Annotated in this window: 18 protein-coding genes; 11 read left to right on the top strand and 7 right to left on the bottom strand. The window is 67.8% G+C overall.

The window, feature by feature from the left end; translation table 11 throughout:
- Positions 1 to 17: 17 nt before the first annotated feature.
- Together BM028_RS07390 and BM028_RS07385 are read left to right on the top strand one after the other, a co-directional pair.
- A complete protein-coding gene (locus BM028_RS07390; RefSeq protein ID WP_071294225.1) occupies positions 18 to 911 on the top strand; it encodes a ParA family protein in 894 nt (297 codons plus the stop codon).
- Positions 911 to 1,891 carry a ParB/RepB/Spo0J family partition protein gene (locus BM028_RS07385; RefSeq protein ID WP_092385578.1) on the top strand — a complete coding sequence of 327 codons (981 nt, stop codon included), beginning with the start codon at positions 911 to 913 and terminating at the stop codon, positions 1,889 to 1,891. Before BM028_RS07390 ends, BM028_RS07385 begins: the two co-directional genes overlap by 1 nt.
- Positions 1,892 to 2,783: 892 nt before the next feature.
- On the opposite strand, the gene BM028_RS07380 is transcribed toward BM028_RS07385, so the two are convergent.
- The 6 genes from BM028_RS07380 to BM028_RS18760 all read right to left on the bottom strand — a co-directional run bounded on the left by BM028_RS07380 (position 2,784) and on the right by BM028_RS18760 (position 11,384).
- Positions 2,784 to 3,332: an ElyC/SanA/YdcF family protein gene (locus tag BM028_RS07380; RefSeq protein ID WP_302847569.1), complete on the bottom strand. Its 549-nt coding sequence runs from the start codon at positions 3,330 to 3,332 to the stop codon at positions 2,784 to 2,786.
- 97 nt (positions 3,333 to 3,429) lie between these two features.
- Positions 3,430 to 4,392, bottom strand: a complete 963-nt coding sequence (locus BM028_RS07375) for a D-alanine--D-alanine ligase family protein (RefSeq protein WP_092385576.1) — start codon at positions 4,390 to 4,392, stop codon at positions 3,430 to 3,432.
- 46 nt (positions 4,393 to 4,438) lie between these two features.
- Complete coding sequence (locus BM028_RS07370; RefSeq protein WP_071294222.1) at positions 4,439 to 5,743, bottom strand: aminotransferase-like domain-containing protein; 1,305 nt, start codon at positions 5,741 to 5,743, stop codon at positions 4,439 to 4,441.
- Between the two features lie 168 nt (positions 5,744 to 5,911).
- On the bottom strand, positions 5,912 to 6,238 hold the full coding sequence (gene trxA / locus BM028_RS07365; protein WP_017887828.1) for a thioredoxin: 327 nt from the start codon (positions 6,236 to 6,238) through the stop codon (positions 5,912 to 5,914).
- A 63-nt stretch (positions 6,239 to 6,301) separates the two neighbouring features.
- Positions 6,302 to 7,300: a thioredoxin-disulfide reductase gene (gene trxB, locus BM028_RS07360; protein ID WP_092385574.1), complete on the bottom strand. Its 999-nt coding sequence runs from the start codon at positions 7,298 to 7,300 to the stop codon at positions 6,302 to 6,304.
- 79 nt (positions 7,301 to 7,379) lie between these two features.
- Complete coding sequence (locus BM028_RS18760; protein ID WP_254789449.1) at positions 7,380 to 11,384, bottom strand: DUF6049 family protein; 4,005 nt, start codon at positions 11,382 to 11,384, stop codon at positions 7,380 to 7,382.
- 124 nt (positions 11,385 to 11,508) lie between these two features.
- Between BM028_RS18760 and BM028_RS07350 the strand changes: the two genes are divergently transcribed.
- From BM028_RS07350 to BM028_RS07315, 8 genes are all read left to right on the top strand, one after another.
- Positions 11,509 to 12,945, top strand: a complete 1,437-nt coding sequence (locus tag BM028_RS07350; RefSeq protein ID WP_092385572.1) for a CCA tRNA nucleotidyltransferase — start codon at positions 11,509 to 11,511, stop codon at positions 12,943 to 12,945.
- Between the two features lie 159 nt (positions 12,946 to 13,104).
- Complete coding sequence (rpsF, locus tag BM028_RS07345; RefSeq protein WP_070417479.1) at positions 13,105 to 13,482, top strand: 30S ribosomal protein S6; 378 nt, start codon at positions 13,105 to 13,107, stop codon at positions 13,480 to 13,482.
- A 3-nt stretch (positions 13,483 to 13,485) separates the two neighbouring features.
- The gene (locus tag BM028_RS07340) at positions 13,486 to 14,055 is read left to right on the top strand and encodes a single-stranded DNA-binding protein (protein ID WP_070417480.1); all 570 of its coding nucleotides are present in this window, start codon (positions 13,486 to 13,488) and stop codon (positions 14,053 to 14,055) included.
- A gap of 47 nt (positions 14,056 to 14,102) precedes the next feature.
- Positions 14,103 to 14,360 carry a 30S ribosomal protein S18 gene (rpsR, locus tag BM028_RS07335; protein ID WP_017887834.1) on the top strand — a complete coding sequence of 86 codons (258 nt, stop codon included), beginning with the start codon at positions 14,103 to 14,105 and terminating at the stop codon, positions 14,358 to 14,360.
- 14 nt (positions 14,361 to 14,374) lie between these two features.
- Entirely contained in the window at positions 14,375 to 14,827 is a 453-nt protein-coding gene (rplI, locus tag BM028_RS07330; RefSeq protein WP_069712629.1) for a 50S ribosomal protein L9, read from the top strand.
- A gap of 560 nt (positions 14,828 to 15,387) precedes the next feature.
- The gene (dnaB, locus tag BM028_RS07325; protein WP_070417481.1) at positions 15,388 to 16,755 is read left to right on the top strand and encodes a replicative DNA helicase; all 1,368 of its coding nucleotides are present in this window, start codon (positions 15,388 to 15,390) and stop codon (positions 16,753 to 16,755) included.
- A gap of 29 nt (positions 16,756 to 16,784) precedes the next feature.
- Complete coding sequence (locus BM028_RS07320; RefSeq protein ID WP_092385570.1) at positions 16,785 to 18,176, top strand: helix-turn-helix domain-containing protein; 1,392 nt, start codon at positions 16,785 to 16,787, stop codon at positions 18,174 to 18,176.
- On the top strand, positions 18,173 to 19,330 hold the full coding sequence (locus BM028_RS07315; RefSeq protein ID WP_092385568.1) for a hypothetical protein: 1,158 nt from the start codon (positions 18,173 to 18,175) through the stop codon (positions 19,328 to 19,330). Before BM028_RS07320 ends, BM028_RS07315 begins: the two co-directional genes overlap by 4 nt.
- Here BM028_RS07315 and BM028_RS18200 read toward each other — a convergent pair.
- Entirely contained in the window at positions 19,323 to 19,961 is a 639-nt protein-coding gene (locus BM028_RS18200; protein ID WP_139219774.1) for a hypothetical protein, read from the bottom strand. The two genes, BM028_RS07315 and BM028_RS18200, sit on opposite strands and share 8 nt — an antisense overlap.
- Before the next feature lie 1,421 nt (positions 19,962 to 21,382).
- On the opposite strand from BM028_RS18200, the gene BM028_RS07305 reads away from it, so the two are divergent.
- Positions 21,383 to 22,729 (top strand): ApeA N-terminal domain 1-containing protein, encoded by a 1,347-nt coding sequence (locus BM028_RS07305; protein ID WP_139219773.1) that lies wholly within the window; start codon positions 21,383 to 21,385, stop codon positions 22,727 to 22,729.
- The last annotated feature ends 5 nt before the right edge of the window (positions 22,730 to 22,734 follow it).

The following is a 22,734-nucleotide window of genomic DNA, read 5'->3' as shown; positions in this document are numbered from 1 at the left end:
CGGGGAAGAGGCACTCGTTGAGTTCATCGACCGATTACGACGCGTCGACACCGCTCGCCCGTGAGATCGCTGATCTGAACCGTCGTCGCCGTGCGATCGCGACGCAGCAGTTCCCGCTGCCTCCGAAGACGCGTGTCTTCACGGTGTCGAACCAGAAGGGTGGCGTCGGCAAGACCACCACCACGGTCAACCTCGCCGCGGCGTTGGCGCACGGCGGAGCGCGCGTGCTGGTGATCGACCTCGACCCGCAGGGCAACGCCTCCACGGCGCTCGGTGTCAACCACCAGGCCGAGGTCCCGAGCATCTACGACGTGATCGTCGACGAGGCACCGATCGCCGACACGGTCCAGCGTTCCCCCGAGTCGGACACGCTCTGGTGCGTACCGGCCACGATCCACCTCGCCGGCGCCGAGATCGAACTGGTGTCGCTCGTCGCTCGCGAACAGCGCCTGCGGACCGCACTGGACCAGTACCTCGAGTCGCTGGACGAGCCGTACCACTACGTCTTCATCGACTGCCCTCCGTCGCTCGGACTGCTCACGATCAACGCGTTCGTCGCAGCGCGCGAGGTCCTCATCCCGATCCAGTGCGAGTACTACGCGCTCGAAGGGTTGAGTCAGCTGCTCCGGAACATCGAGCTCATCGAGCGGCACCTGAACCCGAACCTCGCCGTGTCGACCATCCTCTTGACGATGTACGACAGCCGGACGAACCTCTCCAACCAGGTCGCAGCAGACGTGCGGGAGCACTTCGGCGAACAGGTACTCGAGGCCGTGATCCCCCGATCCGTCCGCGTCAGCGAAGCCCCGAGCTACGGGCAGAGCGTCGTTGCGTACGACGTCAACTCAACCGGCTCGCTCTCCTACCTGGAGGCGGCAGCCGAGATCGCAGCACGAGGAGCACAGCACTGATGGCACCGAAGCGAACTGGACTCGGACGGGGTATCGGAGCCCTCATCCCGACGGCGTCGGAGCAGCAGGACCGCCCTGTCGACGTGTTCTTCCCGACCGGCGGATCGCCGGCGTCTGCACCGCTCGTCGACGGTGCGACCGCGGAGGAGCTCGTTGCGGTTCCCGGCGCGCGTCTGGCGAACCTGAACCCGCTCGACGTCGTGCCGAACGCGCAGCAGCCGCGCAAGGAGTTCCGCGAAGAGGAACTGCAGGAACTCGTCCACTCGATCCGCGAGATCGGTGTCCTGCAGCCGATCGTCGTGCGCCCGATCGCCGGCGCCGCTGGGACCGAGCCGCAGTACGAGCTGATCATGGGTGAGCGCCGACTCCGGGCCACCAAGGAGCTCGGGCTGAGCACCATCCCGGCCATCGTCAAGGACACGCCCGACGATGCGATGCTCCGCGATGCCCTGTTGGAGAACCTCCACCGTGCGAACCTCAATCCGCTCGAAGAGGCGTCGGCGTACCAGCAGCTGCTGGCGGACTTCGGGATCACGCAGGAGCAGCTCGCCCAGCGGATCGGCCGCTCCCGTCCGCAGATCACCAACACGATCCGTCTTCTGCGTCTCCCCTCCCCCGTCCAGCGGCGTGTGGCAGCTGGCGTGCTCTCGGCCGGACACGCACGTGCGATCCTCGCTGCGCCTGATGCCGAGGCCATGGAGTACCTCGCCGAGAAGATCGTCAACGAGGACCTGTCCGTTCGGGCCGCCGAGTCGATCGCGCAGCAGCTCGCGGCGAAGACGCCGGTGAAGCCCAAGGCGGAGCCGTCGAAGCGGCAGGTGCACTTCAACGACCTGGCGGAGCGGCTCGGGGATCGATTGAACACGCGGGTCAAGATCGCTGTCGGGGCGCGGAAGAGCTCGGTGACGATCGACTTCGCGAACGGGGATGACCTCAACCGGATCCTCGGGGAGCTCGGTATCGAGGACGTCGCGGGCTGACGTTCGGCCGTCTCCTACCGCGGATGTCTCTGTACGGCGCTGTGCGGCCGCCTGCCGGCTCGACGGCGTCGTCGGGTCCGTGGGTCTGACGGCGGGTCTACTGGGCCCTGAGTGAGCCTGCTGTGGCCTCTCGGGTACCCCGTTGTTCGGGTACCTGATCGTGCAGCAGCGTTTCACGTGGAACATCGAGTTGAAGCGCCGAGGGTGGTTCGTGTCGGCCAGCAAACGCCGTTCTGTCCGATCGTGGCGCCGTGCTCGCGCCTACCGGAGCCGTCAGATCGAGCGATCTCACCCCTGCACGGAGCGGCCGGGAGCGGCCAGGGGTCGAAACCAGCGGCTCTCAGGAGCCCGCCGTCGCGGTCATCCGGGCGATGTACTCGCGATGGGGCAGTCGAGCGGCTGCGGCGCGTCTCGAATCCGGCCTTGTGCCGAGCGGCACGTTCGCATGCGTATGGATGTCGGATGACCCGCGCGGTACGAGGCGGAGTAGGTCCCCGGGGTCCCCTGCGGCAACGCCGCGATCCGTGATGGGCGGGGCGCTCGGGCCGGGCTGCTCCCCCCGTTGGGCGATGAGCTGCGAACGACCATCTCGGCGCCTGGCACGGAGCCCTCGGTCTGCGAGACGCTGCGAAGAGCTCCTGCTCGAGTGCGATGAGATGGGCGCGGGCCAACTGATGGCTCCGTCGAGATCCTGCGTCACGGCCGTACGCAGGGATCCCGCACCCGTCCCGGCATGCATCGAAGTGAGGGCTGTGGCTTCGGGCCGGCTCGCTCTGGGTGCAGCCCTCCGGCGGCGCCTATGGATCGTGGAGAGGTAGACACTGGAGGCCGCGATGTCTCCCAAGTGTCTTCCGCGCGGGCTTGGGCGAATGTTCCACGTGGAACGGGTGGATCAGGCCGGAGGTTTCACGTGGAACACGGCACGAAGCTTCCACAGCCCGACGGCCGCGAACACCGGCTTCAGCAGGATCATCTCTCCGAGCCGGTAGTCGTCGGCAGCCGCGAGCCGCCCAACGAGCTCCGGTCGCTGACGCCCGAGGTAGACACGCGCCTTCTCAGCGTGCAGTCCGTTCGATGCGAAGGCGACCCAGTTAGCGGATTTGATCCACGGCAGCGCATTGCGCACGTTCTCCCACGTCGAACGACTCTCCGACTCGATCGCGATCGGACCGTCCCACCCGAGAGCGCTCTCGATGTAGTCGCGGAGGAGCCCGGCCTCCGCGACCGTCCCAAGCACCGCTCCCCCACTGCAGAGGATCTGAGCGGAAGCGCCGGCAGCGCGAGCCGAGCGTGCTGTGCGGACAGCGATCCGGGCCCGCCACCGGTTCACGACGTTGATGCGACGACCCCGATTGCCGAACCCCAGGACGACGACGAGCCCAGTAGATCCCTTCGTCGGTCGTGGAAGCCGTCCAGCCCGACGTGCGGCCCGGCAGTGCACGGCTTCGCCTGCGGCCAGTGTCACGAGACCCACGGCCGCCAGGACGGCGGCAAGGGATGTTCCACGTGGAACGTGTCGGCACCCCACGATCGCGGTGTCAGGCCCGGTGGTCGCGGATCGCCTGCTCCGCGAGTTCGGCGTAGGTCCATCCCAGGTCGAAGCCCGACGCGGAGAGGGCCTGCGGCACGAGGGAGGTCTCGGTGAGCCCGGGGAGGACGTTCGCCTCGAGGAACCAGGGCGTCCCAGCGGCGTCGACGATGAGGTCGACGCGCGAGATGTGTCGCAGACCGAGGGCCTCGTGGGCTGCCACGGCGGCGGCGGACGCAGCGGCCGCGAACTCCTCGGACAGGCGGGCCGGCGTGTAGAAGGTGGTCTCGCCGGCGTTGTACCGAGCCTCGAACCCGTAGATGCCGCTGCGCGGGACGATCTCGACGGCGGAGAGCGCCACCGGACCGTCGCCGGTGTCGATGATGCCGACCGCGACCTCGGTCCCACGGATGAGCTGCTCGACCACGACGTCGTCGCAGTACGTGTACGCGGTGACCATCGCGCGCGGCAGGTCGTTCACGTCGTCGACGAGGGTGACGCCCTGGGCGCTGCCGCCTCGGGCCGGCTTGACGGCGAGTGGGACCGGGTGCTCGACAGCGATGCTCTCGAGGACGCCGACCGCGCCGAGCTCCCGGAAGACGTCGTGCGAGAGCGTGACCGAGCGCGGGGTCCGGACGCCCGCCCGCGCGACCAGCGCCGAAGCGGTGGGCTTGTCCCATGCCAGCCGGGCCGACGTCGAACGTGAGCCGACGAACGGGATGTCCAGCGCCTCCAGGATGCCCCGCAGGGCGCCGTCCTCACCGGAGGCGCCGTGCAGAGCTGGCCACACGACGTCCGGGCGGCTCTCCCGCAGGGTCGGGAGCAACGATGCGTCTGCGTCGCGGAGGTCCACCTGCCAGCCGTACCCGGTCAGCGAGTCGGCCACACGGCGACCGGACCGCAGGGAGACGTCACGCTCGTGCGAGATCCCTCCCGCGACGACGACGACGTGACGGCGGGTGAGCTCGGCCATGCGGATGGACCTCCGGTACTGCGGGTGGAACGGTGAAAAGTGCTGATCAGGAGATGTTCGGCGGCGGAGCGCTGACGGACGATGCGGGTCGGACGACCGCGTTGGGCCGCGTCGCGGACCCGAAGGTCTCGACCAGCTCGAGCTCGTCGTTGACGACGTTCGCGAGCCGCTTCACGCCGACGCGGATCTGCTCCGGCGTCGGGTAGCAGAACGACAGCCGGATGTGACCGCCGCCGCGTCCGTCGGCGTAGAAGGCCGTCCCCGGGGTGTACGCGACGAGCTCCTTCACCGCCCGCGGCAGCATCCCCTTCGAGTCGAGGGACTCGGGCAGGGTCAGCCAGACGAAGAACCCACCGTTCGGCTTCGTCCAGGACAGGTCCGGCAGGAACTCCCCCAGCGCGGACAGCATGGCGTCACGACGCTCGGCGTAGAGGCCCCGGAAGGTGTCGACCTGACCCTTCCAGTCCGCGGCGTCGAGGTAGGCGTTCACGACGTACTGGCCGAAGGAGTTCGGCGCGAGGACGGCCGACTCGTTGGCGAGGACGAGCTTCTCGCGGATGGCGTGGGGTGCGAGGGCCCAGCCGACCCGGAAGCCCGGCGCGAGCGTCTTGGAGAACGAGCCGAGGTAGACCACGCCCTCCTCGTCGATCGATCGGATCGCCTGCGGCGCCGGCTCGTCGAACCAGAGGAGGCCGTACGGGTTGTCCTCGAGCACGAGGATGTTGTTCGACCGGCAGATGTCGAGGATCTCGATGCGACGCTCGCGGCTGAGGGTCACACCGGCGGGGTTGTGGAAGTTCGGGATCGTGTAGAGGAACTTGATCCGCTTGCCCTGGGTCCGCAGGTTCGCGATCGCTTCGCGCAGCGCTTCGGGGACGAGACCGTTCTCGTCGGTGGTGACGTGCACGGTCTCGGCCTGGTACGACCGGAAGACCCCGATCGCGCCGACGTAGGACGGCGATTCGGCGAGCACGACGTCGCCCGGGTCGATGAAGAGCCGGGTGACGAGGTCCAGCGCGTGCTGCGAACCGGTGGTGACGACGACGTCCTCGGCGCTGGCACGGATGCCCTCGAGGCTCATCACGTCGACGATGTGCTCGCGCAGGGACCGCAGGCCCTGTCCTCCGCCGTACTGGAGCGCCATGGCGGCATCCTCGGCCATGACACGGTCGAGGGAGCCCGTGACGAGCTCACGCGGCAGGGCGGAGACGTACGGCATGCCGCCGGCGAGCGAGACCACCTCGGGCCGCGACGCGACGGCGAACAGAGCTCGGACCTCGGAGGCGCTCAGCCCGGCGGTGCGCTGGGCGTAGGAGTCGTACCAGGGGTCGAGGCTGTTGCCGTTCGTCATCTTGGCTCCGTTCCAGCGGGACCTGCCCGCCACTCACATTCCCGCCACACTACGACATCGACCCCGGAAACCCGGGCCCCGCGACGGGGCCGATCCTGAACCCGTGGCCCGGGAACGCGAGCGGCCCCGCACCCGGTGGGGTGCGGGGCCGCTCGGTGGGGCAGGTGCCTACGCGAGGAACTCTGCGAGGTCGGCCTCGAGCGCCGGCTTCGGCTTCGCGCCGATGACGGTCTTGACGACCTCGCCGCCCTTGAAGACCTTCATCGCCGGGATCGACGTGATCTGGTAGTTCATGGCCGACTGGGGGTTGTCGTCCACGTTGAGCTTCACGATCTCGATCTTGCCGGCGTGCTCTTCGGCGATCTGGTCGAGGATCGGCGAGACCGCGCGACACGGGCCGCACCACTCGGCCCAGAAGTCGACGAGGATCGTCTTGTCGGACTTGAGGACCTCGTCCGAGAAGGTGGCGTCGGTGACTGCCTTGGCGTTGGACATGTGTGCTCCTTCGAGAAGTCGATCAGTGGGTGCAACGCCCGGGGCGCTGCGGTATTCCGTGGATCAGGCGTGGGCGGCTTCGACGTCGACCGTGACGGGCGACTCCGGGGTGACGCCCTCGGCGGGGCCGGTCAGGGCGTCGTCGAGCTCGGCGAGGTACTTCTCCGCGTCGAGCGCCGCGACGGTGCCGGAGCCGGCAGCCGTGATGGCCTGGCGGTAGGTCGGGTCGATGACGTCACCGGCGGCGAACACGCCGGGCAGGTTCGTCTTCGAGGAGCGGCCCTGGACCGCGATCGTCCCCTCGGGAGCAATGTCGATCTGGCCGTGGATCAGGTGCGTGCGCGGGTCGTTGCCGATCGCGATGAAGAGGCCGTCGAGGGAAAGTTCGCTCTCGGTGCCGTCCACCGTGTCGCGCAGCGTGACGCCGGTCACCGCGGAGTCACCCGTGATGCCGGTGACCTCCTTGTTCCACGCGAACTCGATCTTCGGGTCGTTCATCGCCCGGTCCTGCATGATCTTCGACGCGCGCAGGGTGTCCTTGCGGTGGATGACCGTCACCTTGTCGGCGAAGCGGGTGAGGAACGTCGCCTCTTCCATCGCGGAGTCGCCACCGCCGACGACGGCGATGTTCTTCTGGCGGAAGAAGAAGCCGTCGCAGGTCGCGCACCAGCTGACGCCGTGGCCGGACAGCCGCTCTTCGTCGGCGAGGCCGAGGTGGCGGTACGCCGAACCGGTCGCGTAGATGACCGCGAGGGCCTCGTACGTCTCCCCGGAGCCGACCGTGACCTTCTTGACGTCACCGGTGAGGTCGACCGACACGGCGTCGTCGTACAGGACCTCGGCGCCGAACTTCTCGGCCTGTTCCTGCATCTTGATCATGAGGTCCGGGCCCTGGATCCCCTCGGGGAAGCCCGGGAAGTTCTCGACCTCGGTCGTCTTCGTGAGCTCGCCGCCGGTCTCGACGCTGGAGGCGACGATCAGGGGCTTGAGCTCCGCGCGTGCCGCGTAGATGCCGGCGGTGAACCCGGCCGGGCCGGAACCGATGATGATGAGCTGGCGCATGCCTCGCTGCCCTTCCGTAGATAGCTGACCGGGTCAACACATGCTACCGGCGTGGCATTCCGCATCACCCGGGAGCGCGTCAGCGACCGAGCCGCTTCCGCAGGATGTCGACCGCGCCCCGGATCTCGCCGTTCTTCGCGACGACGAGCGCCCCGAAGTAGACGAGCACCATCACGGCGCCGGTGAGGGCGATGGTGATCAGTGCGCCGGAGACGTCGGACATCGCGAACCCGTCGGCCGAGAAGCCGCCGAAGAAGTTGACGACGACGAGCCCCACGACGCCGGAGATGAGCGCGGCGATGACGAACTGCACGTGCGACCGGGTGACGATCGGCCCCTCGATGCCGTTCAGACGCTTGCGGACGAGGACGAGCGCGATGATCGTCTGCACGGTCCCCGCGACGGTCGTGCACACCGCGATCGAGACGCCGATCACGTTGCCGGGGAAGGTCGCGACGGCGAGGGCGCCGATGACGAAGAGCACCGACTGGACGCACTGCATCAGGAACGGCGTGCGGTGGTCGTGCAGGGCCCAGAACACCCGCTGGATGATGAAGAGCATGCTGAACAGCACGAGACCCGGCATGTAGGCCCACAGGACCTCGGCCATCGCCTGGGTGTGGTCGAACCGGTTCTCCCAGATCCGGGCGAACGGCATCGCGAGCACGATGAGCGCGACGCTCGCGAACACGGTGAACAGGCCGACGATCCGCAGTGAGAGCGAGAGGTTCCGGCGGACTGCTCCGAGGTCGCCGCGTTCGGCGTCGTGGCTCATCCGCGTGAAGTACGCCGTCGCGATGGAGACCGCGATGATCGAGTGCGGGAGCATGAACAGCAGCCACGTCGTGCCGAGGGTGGCGATGCCGGCGCCCCCGGCGAGCGATGCGACGCGGGACTGCACGATGCCGGCGAGCTGCGTCACGAGGATCATCGCGAAGAGCCACCCGGCGGCCGTCCCGGTGGAGCGCAGCCCCACCCCGCGCCAGCGGAAGTCCGGTCGGAAGGTCAGTCCGGCACGCCGCCAGAAGAACGGCAGGAAGGCGGCCTGCGCGAACACGCCCAGTGACGCGCTGCCGGCGAGGACGGCGATCTTGATCGCCGTCCACCCCTCGGTGGAGGAGTTGACGTCGCGACCGCCGAACAGCGCGATGAAGACGATCAGTCCAGCGATGGCGATGACGTTGTTGAGCAGCGGCGCCCAGGTGAAGGGCCCGAACACCTGCTTCGCGTTGAGGACCTCGCCGAGGAGCGAGTACATCGCGTAGAAGAGGATCTGCGGCAGGCACCAGAACGCGAAGGCGACGGCGAGGTCGGTCTGCGCGTCGGTGAAGCCCTTGCTGTCGCCGGACGCCTGCTGGCTGTACACGGAGACGAGGAACGGTGCGAGGAGCGTCGCGACGATCGCGATGACGATGAACACCGACCCGCCGAGCGTCACGATCTTGTTGACGTAGGCCACGCCGCCGTCGGTGTGCTGCTTCATCGACCGGACGATCTGCGGGATGAGCACGGCGGACAGCAGGCCGCCGGCGATGAGCGCGTAGATGTTGTTCGGCAGCTGGTTCGAGATGCCGAAGGCGTTCGCGGCGTCGGAGCCGGTGTTGCCGATCGCGAAGGCGAGGACGAAGGTCTTCGCGAAGCCCAGGATGCGCGACAGCATCGTGCCGGCGGCGAGCATCGCGCTGGCACGGCCGAGACTGCGCTCGGCGGCCGGCTCCGCGTCGACGGACGGCTCGGGCTGGGTGGCGCTGATGGTCGGCTCCTCGGGGTCGGCTGTCGGTGCGTCGCGCACCGCGGTGTCGGACTGGAGGAACGGTGCCCGCCCGTCGTGCGGCGATGCGGCGGGCACGGGGTCCCCACCGACCACCGGCTGGACCTCGAGCAGCCGGTTCGGGTCCTCGTCGTCGTCCTCGTCCACGTCGCCGTTCCGGCGACGGCGACGCTTCCGGATGCTCCGGAAGATGCCGAACCCGAAGATCGCGACGAGCGCCACCGCCGCGGCCGCGGTGATCACGGTCTCCCACTGCGCCTGGACGTTCAGCTCGACGGTGGCCGGGGTCGCGATCTTCACCCCGGTCGGACTCGTGAGGGAGAGGGTCAGGTTGACCTTGCCGTTCGCGACCGACTGGACCGGCACCGTCGTGCGGGTGGAGGAGTCCGGCTGGATCTTCACCTCGATGTCGTTCCGCACCACCCGCAGCGCGGAGTTGGACGGCTGCACGGACAACAGCACCGTGACCGGGAAGTCGGAGCGGTTCCGGATGGAGATCGGCAGCGAGGACCGGTCGCCGAGCAGGGTGAGGCTGCTCGAGTCGGGGATGCTGATCTGCGAGGTCTTGCCCGCCCAGTTCGCGACCTGGGCGTCGACGGCGGTCGCGAGGCCTCCCATGTCGGTGCGCCAGGCGTTCGAGGCCAGGGCGAGCAGCCGGAGTCGGGCGGGCGCGGTCAGGTCGGTCGGGGTGTCCAGCGCGGACGCGAACCCGGCGAGGTCCTGCTCGCCGTCCACCAGTCGCTGCAGCTGGTCGATGCGGGCGTCGCCGTTCGTCCCGGCGGACAGCGTGAGGGAGCCGGCCGTGGCGGAGGCCGCGGTGGAGAGGTCCGCCGGGGCGACCCAGGCGGTGTCCTCGAGCGCGTCGAGGGCCTGGCTCAGCCGCGCGGAGTTCGTCGGCCAGTCGCGACCGAGGGTCAGCAGGATCGGTGCCTCGGCGGTGCCCGCCCGGGCGGAGGTGGCGAGCGTCGCGGTGAGCTCGGACATGGCCGTCGACCACTCCTGCTGGCTCGACGCGGTCGCCGCGGTGCGGAGCAGGGCGGACATCGACTGGTCGGACACGAGGACGTGTTGCCCGGCGATCTGCTCGGACGCGGCGATCGTCGTGTCCGCGCCGGCCGACGTGTTGCCGCTCGACACGATCGTCGTCTTGGAACCGGCCTTCGCGAGCGCCGGCAGGTCCGCCGCGGTGACGGTGCCGTCCGACGGCCAGGCGATCCCGTCCATCGAGTAGGGGAAGTCGAGCAGGGAATCGGTGGTGGGCAGCGTCGCGGGTGCCTCGTCGTCCGTCCCGGAATCGGCGGTGGCGTCGTCGGTCGGTGACGTCGAGGCGGAGGGGTCGGCCGTCGGGCTCTGCGGGTCCGCCGTCGGGGTCGGGGTCGGGGTGGACGCGCCGGGGAAGTTCTGCTGCTTGATCTCCTGGTCGAGGGATATCGGCGAGAGGACCCCGTCGGCTCCCGCTTGCCGGAGGCCGGTGACGTCGGCGTCGGCGTACGGGAGCGCGAAGGTCTCGTTCCGGAGCGACTCGAGCCGGTCCAGCCACGCGGTCGCCGACGACGGTGCGTTCTCACCGAGGATCCGGATGGACGCGATGATCCGCGGGTCGATCGCGACGGCGACGTTGTGGTCCTCGGCGGCGTCGAGCTGCTGGGTGAGCGTGCCGTCGACGGCGGTCGCTGAGGCCAGGACGCCGGCCGTCAGGACGCCCTGGTTCGTCGCTGGGACGGTGATGGGCATCGCGACCGAGACGCTCACCGGCGTCTGGTCCGTCTCGGGGTACCAGGTGATCGCGGACCGCGCCACGGCGTAGGTGTCACCGGCCGTGTACTCGGCGGCGATGCGTCGGGCACCGAACGACGAGTACCCGCCGAGGGCGACGTTGCCCGAGACGATCTTCACCGAGCCGAGCGTGACGGATCGGTGTGCAGGGACCGCCGGGACGTCCACGGAGTCCATCGGGGCGCCGAGGTAACCGGTCGTGCTGGTGTCGGCGAGCCAGTCGGAGAGGACGTCGCGCGTGCTCACGGAGCGGAAGATGTCGAGCTCCGCGGTGCCGGCGGGGACGTCCGCGTCGGTGTCGTTCGTGACCGTGACGGAGAGCTCGAGGTCCTCGTCGCGCTGGACGATCCCGCGGTTCGCCGGCGCGATCGTGATCGTCGTCCGGCCCTGCTCGGCAGCCGCCGGGTGTGCGGCGTGCGTCGTGGTCGTGGAGGCCGTCGTGGCGAGTGCACCGTCGGCCGCAGCGGGCGCGACGACGAGGCCGAGCGCGACGAGGGCCGACGCGGCGGCGGCGAGCGTGGTGCGGAAGATCTGCATGCGGGAGGGGCCACGGGGTCGGTTCGGGCCGTCCACGAGTGTATGAGGCCCGACCATGAACGCTCCCGTGCGCGCGCACGTTGTGGAGAACTCAGGCCTGCGATCTGGGAGGATGAGGACCGTCATGCAGTCCGTTGCCCAGGCCGTCGAGCGACTCGACGCACTCGCCGCCACCGAGCCCGTCGCCATCCTCGCTCGGGCCTTCGCCGACGCCGGACACGAACTGGCCCTCGTCGGCGGGCCCGTCCGCGACGCCTTCCTCGGGCGAGCGGTCACCGACCTCGACTTCACCACCGACGCCCGTCCGGACGACATCCTGCGGATCGTCGGACCGATCGCGAGCAACACCTGGGACGTCGGTCGGCAGTTCGGCACCATCGCCGCGCGGGTGGCCGGCGAGCAGGTCGAGATCACCACCTACCGCAGCGACGTCTACGACGGCGAGACCCGCAAGCCCGAGGTCGCGTTCGGCGACACCATCGAGGACGACCTGCTCCGCCGCGACTTCACCGTCAACGCGATGGCGCTCCGTCTGCCCGCACGGGAGCTCGTCGACGTGCACGGGGGCGTCGAGGACCTCCTCGCCGAGCGCCTGCACACGCCCCAGGCCGCCCGGGTCTCCTTCCGCGACGACCCCCTGCGGATGATGCGCGCCGCCCGGTTCACCGCGCAGCTCGGCTTCACGGTCTCGGACGAGGTGCGCGAGGCCATGACGGACCTGGTCGACTCGATCGACATCGTCTCCGCCGAGCGGGTCCGCGACGAACTGGTCAAGCTCCTGAACACGGACGAACCGGTGGACGGCGTGCGGCTGCTCGTCGACACCGGGCTGGCCGAGCGGTTCCTCCCCGAACTGCCGGCGATGCGGCTCGAGATCGACGAGCACCACCACCACAAGGACGTCTACGAGCACTCCCTCACGGTCCTGACGCAGGCGATCGGCTACGAGGCCGAGCGGCACCCCGGCGAGGCCCCCGACACGGTGCTCCGACTCGCCGCACTCCTGCACGACATCGGGAAGCCGGCGACCCGCAAGCTCGAGCCCGGCGGCGCCGTGAGCTTCCACCACCACGACCTCGTCGGCTCGAAGCTCGCGAAGAAGCGGCTCCGTGCCCTGCGCTTCGACAACGACACCATCGCCGCCGTCAGCCGCCTGATCGAGCTGCACCTCCGCTTCTTCGGCTACACCGACGGCGCGTGGACCGACTCCGCCGTCCGTCGCTACGTCCGGGACGCCGGCGACCAGCTCGAACGCCTGCACGAGCTCACCCGCTCCGACGTCACCACCCGGAACCGCCGGAAGGCCGACCGGCTCGCCTTCGCGTACGACGACCTCGAGGACCGGATCCGGGAACTCTCCGAGCAGGAGAAGCTCGACTCGATCCGTCCGGACCTCTCCGGCGACGACATCATGCGCATCCTCGACATCCCGCCGGGGCGTGCCGTGGGCGAGGCCTACCGCTTCCTCCTCGAGGTGCGGATGGACGAGGGCCCCCTCGGGTCCGACGATGCCGAAGCGCGTCTGCGCGAGTGGTGGGCCGCCCGCGACGCGACCGCCTGACGGACGCGATCGGTTCTGCACAGCCGGTGGCGCGCCTCCAGGCCGTCCGCTAAGCTTGCCGGGTTGTCCGCACGCACACTGCGTGGCAGGACACATGCATCAACCCTCCTGCCCCGAGAACTGCTCGGGGCCGCTGAGACCAGAGGAGGTGGGTTCCGCATGCACCAGTACGAACTGATGGCGATCCTCGACCCCGAGATCGACGAGCGCACTGTCGCTCCCAGCCTGGACAAGTTCCTCGCTGTGATCCGCAACGACGGTGGCACCGTCGACAACGTGGACGTTTGGGGCCGTCGTCGTCTCGCCTACGAGATCGCGAAGAAGTCCGAGGGCATCTACGCCGTCGTGGACTTCACGTCCACCCCCGAGGCCGCCAAGGAGCTGGACCGTCAGCTCGGCCTCTCCGAGGCCGTGCTCCGCACGAAGGTCCTCCGCGCCGAAGAGGGCATCGCGCAGGTCGCCGCCCAGAAGCAGCGCGACGAGGCCCGCGCGGCCCGCAAGGCCGCCAACGCAACCGCGACCGCGAGCGCCGAGTAACCCGTGGCCGGCGAAACCGTCATCACGGTGGTGGGCAACCTCACCGCGGACCCGGAGCTGCGGTACACGCAGAACGGGCTCGCCGTGGCGAACTTCACCATCGCGTCGACTCCTCGCACGTTCGACCGTCAGGCGAACGAGTGGAAGGACGGCGACGCGCTGTTCCTCCGTGCGAGCGTCTGGCGCGAGTTCGCCGAGCACGTGGCGGGCTCGCTGACGAAGGGCTCGCGCGTCATCGCGCAGGGTCGTCTCCGTCAGCGCTCGTACCAGGACCGTGAGGGCCAGCAGCGCACGAGCATCGAGCTCGAGGTCGACGAGATCGGCCCGTCGCTCCGCTACGCGACCGCGCAGATCACCCGTGCTGCGGGTGGCTCCGGCGGCGGTCGTGGCCAGGTCGGTGGCGGCAACGCCCCGGCGGGCAACGGCGGCAACGGCGGCGGCTGGAACAACAACGGCGGCGGTCAGTCGGACGCGCCCTGGTCCCCCCAGGGTGGCCAGCAGGGCGGCAACGCACAGTCGAACGACGTGTGGAGCACCCCGGGCGGCACGTACGACGACGAGACCCCGTTCTGATCCTCCGCGGTTCAACGGACACAACTTCCACTTCTTAAGGACAAACAATGGCTGGAAAGAGCACCGGCGATCGCCGGAAGCCTCGCGGTAAGGGCGGCAAGAACGCCGCTCCCGCGAAGTCGATCAAGGTCGGCGTCATCGACTACAAGGACGTCGCGACCCTTCGCAAGTTCATCTCGGAGCGTGGCAAGATCCGCGCCCGTCGCATCACCGGCGTCTCCGTCCAGGAGCAGCGCCTCATCGCCCGTGCCGTGAAGAACGCCCGTGAGATGGCGCTCCTCCCCTACGCCGGCTCCGGCCGCTGATCGGAGGTCGACACATGTCGAAGCTCATCCTCACCCACGAGGTCTCCGGCCTCGGTTCCGCCGGTGACGTCGTCGACGTCAAGAACGGCTACGCCCGCAACTACCTGATCCCGCAGGGCTTCGCTGTCGCGTGGTCCAAGGGCGGCGAGAAGCAGGTCGAGTCGATCCGTGCGGCACGTGCCGCTCGCGAGCTCGCCACCATCGAAGAGGCACAGGACCTCAAGATGAAGCTCGAGAACGCGACCATCAAGCTGACCGTCAAGGCCGGCAAGGACGGTCGTCTGTTCGGCTCCGTCCGTCCGGGCGACGTCGCTGACGCCGTCCAGGCGCAGGGCGTCGGCTCGCTCGACAAGCGCAAGGTCGAGGTCCCCGCGACCATCAAGACCGTCGGTGACCACGAGGCCACCGTGCGTCTGCGCGAGGACATCACTGCCGTGATCTCGCTCCAGGTCGTCGCCGCCAAGTAACACTGGCTGCGGTCTTCCGCTCACGACGGGCGGGTCTCCTCCGGGAGGCCCGCCCGTCGTCGCGTTCCGGGGTCGTCGGTGGCGGTTCCGACCCAGGAGGCGCGGCTCGTCCCGCGCTGACCGGTTACTTCTCAGACAGGCTCGCGCTTGCTGGGAACGGCTTGGGAAAGTTGTCCTCAGGTTTCCGTTTGTCAACTGTTTTTACACAGGCGAAACGGTCGGATCGGCAACCTTCAATGCGTACTTGAACCCCACTTCTCCACACATGGTGTGGAACATGAAACCCCAGGTCAAGCGGTCGAAAGTGTGTTCCCCAGCCCAGTTGTCCACACCCCTGTCCACAGTTGTCCACACACCATCCCGGCGTGTTCCGCAGGCTCTCCACAGAGTTATCCACAGGGCCGTTTGCTGGGGATAACTCTGTCCCCGTAGCTTGGCCCAGCGACTCGGCGATGTCGGTCGCCCGGGGTAGAACAGGGACGGTCGGTTCGTGACGGCCGCCGTCGGGCGGACCCGTCGCAGCCACTGGACGAGCCGCCACTGAACAAAGAGGAGCAAGTGTGTCGATCGCGCATCTCGAACCCGCGCCGCAGGACTACGCGGATCGTGGTGGCGCGGAACGCACTCCCCCGCACGACATGCTCGCCGAGCAGTCGACGATCGGCGGCATGCTCCTGTCGAAGGACGCCGTGGCCGACGTCATCGAGACCGCACGTGGCGTGGACTTCTACATCCCCAAGCACGAGGTCATCTTCGACGCGATCCTGTCCCTCTACTCGCACGGTGAGCCGACCGACGTCATCGCCGTCACCGACGAGCTGACGAAGACGGGTCTGCTGTCCCGCGCCGGCGGCGCCGAGTACCTGCACAGCGTCACGAGCATGGTGCCCACCGCGGCGAACGCCGGGTACTACGCGGCGATCGTGGCGGAAAAGGCCGTGCTGCGCCGCCTCGTCGACGCGGGCACCCGCATCGTGCAGATGGGCTACGCGTCCGAGGGTGAGGTCACCGACCTCGTGAACAGCGCCCAGGCCGAGGTCTACAACGTCGCCGGTGGAGTCCAGACCGAGGACTACGTCCCCCTCACCGACGCCATCTCCGCCGCCCTCGACGAGATCGAGGCCGCGAAGGGGCGCGACGGGCAGATGACCGGTGTCCCGACCGGCTTCGCCCAGCTCGACGGCCTCACCAACGGCTTCCACCCCGGCCAGCTCATCATCATCGCCGCCCGCCCGGCCCTCGGGAAGTCGACGCTCGCGCTCGACCTCTGCCGCGCGGCCGCCATCAAGCACAACGAGACCGCCGCGTTCTTCTCGCTCGAGATGGGTCGCGCCGAGATCGCGATGCGTCTGCTCTCCGCCGAGTCCAGCGTGCCCCTGCAGAACATGCGCAAGGGCACCGTCGACTCCCGCGACTGGACGACCATCGCGCAGACCCGTGGTCGGATCAACGACGCGCCGTTCTTCATCGACGACTCCCCCAACATGACGCTCGTCGAGATCCGGGCGAAGTGCCGGCGCCTCAAGCAGCAGCACAACCTCCGCATGGTCGTCATCGACTACCTGCAGCTCATGACCTCCGGCAAGAAGGTCGAGTCCCGCCAGCAAGAGGTCTCCGAGTTCTCACGTGCGCTGAAGCTCATGGCGAAGGAGCTCCAGGTCCCCGTCGTCGCACTGTCGCAGCTGAACCGTGGTCCCGAGCAGCGTGCCGACAAGAAGCCCCAGATCTCCGACCTGCGTGAGTCCGGGTCGATCGAGCAGGACGCCGACATGGTCATCCTGCTGCACCGCGAGTCGGCGTACGAGAAGGACAACCCGCGGCAGGGTGAGGCGGACCTCATCGTGGCGAAGCACCGCAACGGGCCGACGGACACGATCACGGTGGCGTTCCACGGGATGTTCTCGAGGTTCGTGGACATGCCGCAGTAGGCGGTTGTTGTTGTGGCTGCCGGTATTACATGTCAAACGCGCAGCCTATATTGTCCAAGGCCTCGCTTTTGACAAGTATTGCTGCTTGGCCAGCACCGCTGATGGGTTGGAGGACAAGTTTCGTTGCGTACGCGCAGGTGCCGCCCAGGTGCAACAGACTGTGTCGAAGCTCTATTCGATCCGGGCACACTTCAGCTGCCGAGGGCATCGCCGAGTCCTGGTCTCCCTCCGGTAGCAACGCTGTTTTCCGTCAGGACGGGATCTTCTCCTGGCGCCTCAGAGACTGCGTGCGCCTAGGGAGCGCTCAGGGCCTCTCCTTCCGGCGCTCCTCCCTTGCGTGCATCGAAAATCGCCATGCGCTCGGAATATTCCGTAACCGCGTGTATGCTGGTGTCCTGGACGACCTCTCCCCGCGCGCATCACTCCTCGAGACGGTCAGGCTGTCTCGAGGTCTGACGCAGACTGCTCTCGCGGAGGTATCCGGGGTGTCGCAAGGCACCCTGTCGAAGGTCGAAACCGGTCTGCTCGACCTCGATCCTGAGCGCTGGGCCGCCGTTGCAGACGCACTCGGTGTACCCGTGGAGGCTTTCCTCGAGGCACGGGCAGCGATAGTTCCGGCTCGGGTGTTCCACCGAAAGAAGAAGTCGACCCCGAAGGGCGCCCTCACCAAGATCGGCGCAGACGCGGCCCTGATGCAGCAACGTGCGGACGCGATCCTCGGCCACGCTCGCTCCGAGCTGCGTCGGCACGACCTCGAAGATGGGTTCGTCACGCCGCAGGAAGTTGCCCAGGACGTGCGCTCCGAACTGCGGCTCGGTCAGGACCCGATCTCTGACCTGATCGCAACAGTCGAAGCTGCGGGCGTCGCTGTCTTGCGGTGGCCCCTCGAGTCCTTGCAGGTCGACGCAATCGCGACGTGGCCGGCCGAAGGTCGGCCAGTCGTCCTCGTCGGCGAACACGTTCCCGCCGAGCGCCAGCGATTCACGATCGCGCACGAGCTCGGGCACGCCGTGATGCACAACGACGCTGGCGGTGACGAGCAGGAACGCCAAGCGGACGCCTTCGCTGGCGAGTTCCTCCTCCCAGGCCGAAAACTGCGGGTCGAGTGGCCAGCAGACCCGAGCCTGGAGACGCTGTTGCCCCTCAAACGGCGGTGGAAGATCTCACTCGCTGCGCTGATCCGTCGCGCCCAGGACGAGGCGCTCATCGACGACCGGACCTACCGTGAATGGAGCATCCGGCTCAGCACCTCCGGGATGCACCGTCGCGAACCAGACCCGATCCCCATTGAACAACCTCAAGCACTTACGAAATCCATCGCCGCCGCCCTCGACGGCGGAACAACGATCGATCAGCTTGCACGCAAGGCACACATGCTTCCACAGGAGTTCTCATCAACGTTCATGGAGGAACACGCATGACGACCCAGTTCTCAGTCATCAACAACACCGCACTGTCGGCGCTCGCTCCTGCGAGCCCCACGCCACGTCCCATCGAACAGGACGCTCGCGAGTTGCTCGCAGGCCGGCAATTCCACGTCTGCGGCGACAACGTCCTCCACGCGATGGACTCTGTCTCCCGCTACACCGGCGGTGTCTTCGCAGCCGGCGCTCACGCCATGTCACGGGTGCAGCGTCTGCAATCGCAGCACCCGACGGTACCGATGATCGCGGAACCCGCCGCCGTGCGGAACTACTGGGCGACTGAAGACGCCCCGTTCCAGCTCGACCGAGACGAGAACGAACTGATCCCTCCCAGCCTCGACTGGCACCTCAGCATGCAACGCATGGCCGGAAGCGCGTTGGCGATGACCCCGACCGGACAGATCAAGGCGGGAGACTCCCGCACCCTCAAGAACGCCCTCCGCGAAGCGAACGCCATCGACCGCGACGACGTCCTGTTCACCCTGCCGCTGAGCGCAGGATGGCTGAGCAACCCCGACTACGCCCGACAGGTCGTGAAGGTCATCGACCGCAGCCGCCACCCGGTCGCGTTGACCTTCACCGACAAGAAGAACCCGCTCGAGAGCCGCAAGCGCATGCGCGCATACCGACGACTCATCACCGAGACGACCGGCACCGTCCTCGCGTACCGGGTCGACATGTTCGGCTTCGATGCCGTCGCCCACGGCGCGATCGCCTCAGCGATCGGCGCGTACCCCTCGGTGCGCCGGCTCAACCCGGTCGGCACCCGCGGAAGCGCCATCGACCCTGCAGACATGGCCCCACACATGCTCGTTGGCGACATGCTCCGGTTCGTCCGCACCAAGCAGATGCGGCGGGTGTGGTTCGCGGAAGCAGAACCGTTCGTGTGCTTCTGCGTCGTCTGTGACGGACAGCCCATCGATCGCCTCTTCGGAACGGACGAAGACCGGAACACCGGGCACCTCCACAACCTGGTGGAGATCGGGCGGCTGCACGACGCGACCACAGGTCTCGCACCCAGCGCTCGGCTCGCCGCCTGGGACGATCAGGTGAGGGGAGCGCTGGACACCTACCCGCAGCTCGAGACCCACATCCGCCGGCCACTGCCGATTGCGGATGACCTCGAAGTGTGGGCAGAGCCGGTCAAATGAGGTGACCGCCCGGGAGAAGGCGCAGGAACTGCTCGTATACGAGCTCGGAGAACCGCCATCTCGCCGCAGTCCATCGGCGAGGCCTGAAGGGCGCCGGTTCAAGGACTCGATCGTCCTGCAGGCCGCAGACGATGCCGATGCCGTAATGCGAGGCTTCGGTCATTAGCATCGACCAGTCGGCAGTACCTTGCTCTGCAACCCGAACGACGCGTGGGCCGTATCCGACCCACTCGTGGGCGACAGCACACCCACGCGTCCAGCTGTCCGCCTCCGCTGTGATCTCGAGCACGTCGACCACCGGCTCGAGAATACGGCGCCCCCACACCTCGCCTGCGGGATCCGCGACAACAGCAGCAACAGTGTGACCTTCATGACCAGTTAGGAGTGCGGTGAAACGCGGCGAAACCGGAGCTAGATCATCGTCTGGAAGCGTCATCGCAGCCGCCAGCAGTTGTTCGTCCGGCACCGCAGACACAGCGCTCCGGACACGACGGCGATGTTCGGCTAAATCAACCCCGTACACGACGGTCAGCGCAGCGCCGTCGAAGACGCCCGAGTGGCAGAACACCCGATGGTGATCGGGCACCGAGTCGCGGAACGACAGAGGAATCGGGTGCAGCTCCGCAGTCACCGGGCATCACCGAGGACTGTCCCGAGATCCAGGGCGGCGACGATCCGGCATGCGTCATGTTCGCGTTGTCGTTGATCTCGCAGCATCCTGTTCCTCCCGCTCTCCATGACCCTATGCGGCCGGTCCGACTCCATGACCCTATGCGGCCGGTCCGACTTCGGCGCCGAACGCGATGGCTGCACAATCGTAATCCGCACGACGACCAGCCCCGTGACCGCTGAGTTGCCTGGATACGACCGCTGTGGGGCCTCCCCCGAACCTGTGTGCGGCGGTGGTTGCTCTGACGAGACGCGAGCAGGCCACACGCCGACGAGCGGTGTGAGCGCTGACCCCTCCTGAGGGCAACAGCGCCTCGTGGCGGCCATTAGTGACGAGCACGGCTACGGCGCCGGTGGCGGCACGGGATCCGGCGCGTACAAGGTCGAGTCCGTCGCGGCTGGCGCTTACACGGTTGCAGCCGTCTGCGCTGACACGGACAGGATGACAGTTTCCGTGCTTCACAACGGTTCTGTCATCAGCACGGGGACGATCACATGCGGAGCAACCGCCGTGCTGCCGGCCGCCTGGTCAGGGGCCAACGGGGCTGTCATTAAGGTCTCAAACACCCGCGACAAGGGCCAGTGGGCAGTAGCGCTAAATGCTGCGGGATGGCTCCCCGAGCAGTCGAGATAGGTGCAAGCAGCGCCGCTCGGCGCGGTGCGGAAGAAGTCGTGGTCGAAGACCGTTGACGAGGTCGTTCACCGAGCGTGGCAGTGACCGCGCCAGCGCATGGGGAAGTCGCGTGGATGATTGCCACCCCGCGGATCAAGTCCCGCCTGTGGCAGTGCCGCAATCAGCGTCGCGCGCTAGGGCGGGGGAGGCGAGTTTCGCTACGACGCACGGGGAGTAGACGGCGCGCAGCCTGGCACCGGAGAGCTCGGATGAGCGTCGTGCTCACTTGTGTTCTCGAAGTCCACCGCACCAGCACCCGGCTGCACCGTGTGGTAACTCACCACCCCGACACGGCCCGCGGACGTCGACACCCGGGACTCGACCATCCACTGAGGTCCTGTGCTGAGCATCCCGGCAGCGCCCCGACGGCAACGCCCCGACGGCAGCGACGACGACCAGAGCAGCGACCGAACTCGACCTCACCAAGTTGTTCTCGCCACCATTGCACCAGATGGCTGCGGGCAGCCGCGTCCGGCAACAGATCGACCCGGATCATCAAACCGCACCACACCGCCTCAATAGCCGATCGGCTACCGGACGCCGGGGACGGTGCCAACTGCCGACTGATGAGTCGCACCGGTTGCTTTGGATGATCGGGTAATGGGGTAGCTGCGCGAGGCCATCAGCTGCCGAGATGGGGCTCGTCCCGCTGCCCCAACCACGTCGAGATCCCAGTCCACGGTGTGCTGGGATGCCCGTACATTCGGAGGATGACGAGTTCGTTGGATTCGAACACCTTGACCGTGGGGGAGCGTCGCATTGGTCGTCTGGTTGGTGACCTAGCGAGGGTTGGCGGTGGCGACGTCGTCCTGGAACGCACGGACGATGGCATTGTGTTGGAGATGACGTGGTCGTCACCTGATGATGGGCCGGTTCCACGTTGGTTCCGCGCGGAATCAGACATATTCGACCTGATCGAGCATTCGAACCTCGAGGAGACCCCGACGTCGCCCGATGTGCCGCGGCTGCTCCAGTTCCGTGACCGGAGGGGGCTCGTCACACTTCTCGGCTGCCGTAAGGGCGGTTACAGCGCCAGAAGTGGAGGTCCGGGCAGCGGACGTGTCCGCGTGCAGCACGCTGTCTTCGGTGGCCGAGAGCAGTGCGACTACAGCGCCGCGTTCGCGCTTCGAACGACCGTGTCCCACCTCCGTAACTGGATCGGCGCGAGCGCCTGGACTGCGTACGAGTCGTCCGAGACGGCGTTGGAGTACCGCCGTGAGCTGTCGGAGGATGTCGAACTCGGACGGTGGGGTGCCGTCGATATTGTGCTGCGGCCGCAGGCCCGGATGGCTGAACGCGAGGAAAGCGACCTCATCGAGCTCCGCACCGAGCTTCTGGTTGAGACCCGCGCACGAACAGCGGTCCCATGGGAGCGTCACCTTCGCGCACATACCGCACTCCGCGACCTCCTCGTCGTGTCGGGTTGGCATGCGGAGGTCGGTGCGATGCACTCTGTGCAGCATCCAGCGGACGCGTACATATACCGCGACGGCGACGAGCGAATGTTCTGGCGGCCGGTGACCTCCGGTCAGGAGAAGACCGCCGTCCGGCCCAAGCGCCGACACCACCTCATTACCTACGAGGATCTCGGACCGGACGGCCTTCGTCGCTGGTTTGCAATCTGGGCTCGGCTGCAGCGTGTCATCGATCCGATCGTGAGCAGCATCGATATGCGCAACGTCACCCCTGTCGCGTTGCTTGCGCAAGTGGGACCCGGCGTTGAGGCCTTGGGGTATGAGCTATCCCGCCGCGACGGGATGAGCAGGAAAAAGGCTGGCAGGGTGATCCTGGCGAGTCGCTTTGCCCGGATACTCGCCGATGTCGGTGACGTCCTCCCATTCGACGGCGCGGACTGGGCTGCGCGGATGGTGAGCACCTACAACGGGATCAAACACGCCAACCGAGACATGCCCGACCTTCTCGATGTGCTGAATGCTGAACGGGAATGCGTCCTCATCGTGCGAGCTTGGTGTGCTCTCCAGATTGGGGTAGATCGTGCTGTGCTTCGGGAGCGGATCCGCGAGGACGCTCAGTCGCAACCTTGGGTGCTGGACTAGAGCTA

The organism is Curtobacterium sp. YR515 (assembly GCF_900113095.1).
In the GTDB taxonomy this organism is placed as follows: domain Bacteria; phylum Actinomycetota; class Actinomycetes; order Actinomycetales; family Microbacteriaceae; genus Curtobacterium.
This window is presented reverse-complemented; position numbering and strand designations above follow the sequence as displayed.

Coding starts and splice junctions, on each gene's coding strand:
- trxB (WP_092385574.1), bottom strand. CDS start 7,300: ATGCGCCAGCTCATCATCATCGGTTCCGGCCCGGCCGGGTTCACCGCC.
- trxA (WP_017887828.1), bottom strand. CDS start 6,238: ATGTCCAACGCCAAGGCAGTCACCGACGCCACCTTCTCGGACGAGGTC.
- BM028_RS07320 (WP_092385570.1), top strand. CDS start 16,785: ATGTCAAACGCGCAGCCTATATTGTCCAAGGCCTCGCTTTTGACAAGT.
- BM028_RS07305 (WP_139219773.1), top strand. CDS start 21,383: ATGACGAGTTCGTTGGATTCGAACACCTTGACCGTGGGGGAGCGTCGC.
- BM028_RS07315 (WP_092385568.1), top strand. CDS start 18,173: ATGACGACCCAGTTCTCAGTCATCAACAACACCGCACTGTCGGCGCTC.
- rpsF (WP_070417479.1), top strand. CDS start 13,105: ATGCACCAGTACGAACTGATGGCGATCCTCGACCCCGAGATCGACGAG.
- BM028_RS07370 (WP_071294222.1), bottom strand. CDS start 5,743: ATGACGAACGGCAACAGCCTCGACCCCTGGTACGACTCCTACGCCCAG.
- rpsR (WP_017887834.1), top strand. CDS start 14,103: ATGGCTGGAAAGAGCACCGGCGATCGCCGGAAGCCTCGCGGTAAGGGC.
- BM028_RS18760 (WP_254789449.1), bottom strand. CDS start 11,384: ATGCAGATCTTCCGCACCACGCTCGCCGCCGCCGCGTCGGCCCTCGTC.
- rplI (WP_069712629.1), top strand. CDS start 14,375: ATGTCGAAGCTCATCCTCACCCACGAGGTCTCCGGCCTCGGTTCCGCC.
- BM028_RS07385 (WP_092385578.1), top strand. CDS start 911: ATGGCACCGAAGCGAACTGGACTCGGACGGGGTATCGGAGCCCTCATC.
- BM028_RS07350 (WP_092385572.1), top strand. CDS start 11,509: ATGCAGTCCGTTGCCCAGGCCGTCGAGCGACTCGACGCACTCGCCGCC.
- BM028_RS07375 (WP_092385576.1), bottom strand. CDS start 4,392: ATGGCCGAGCTCACCCGCCGTCACGTCGTCGTCGTCGCGGGAGGGATC.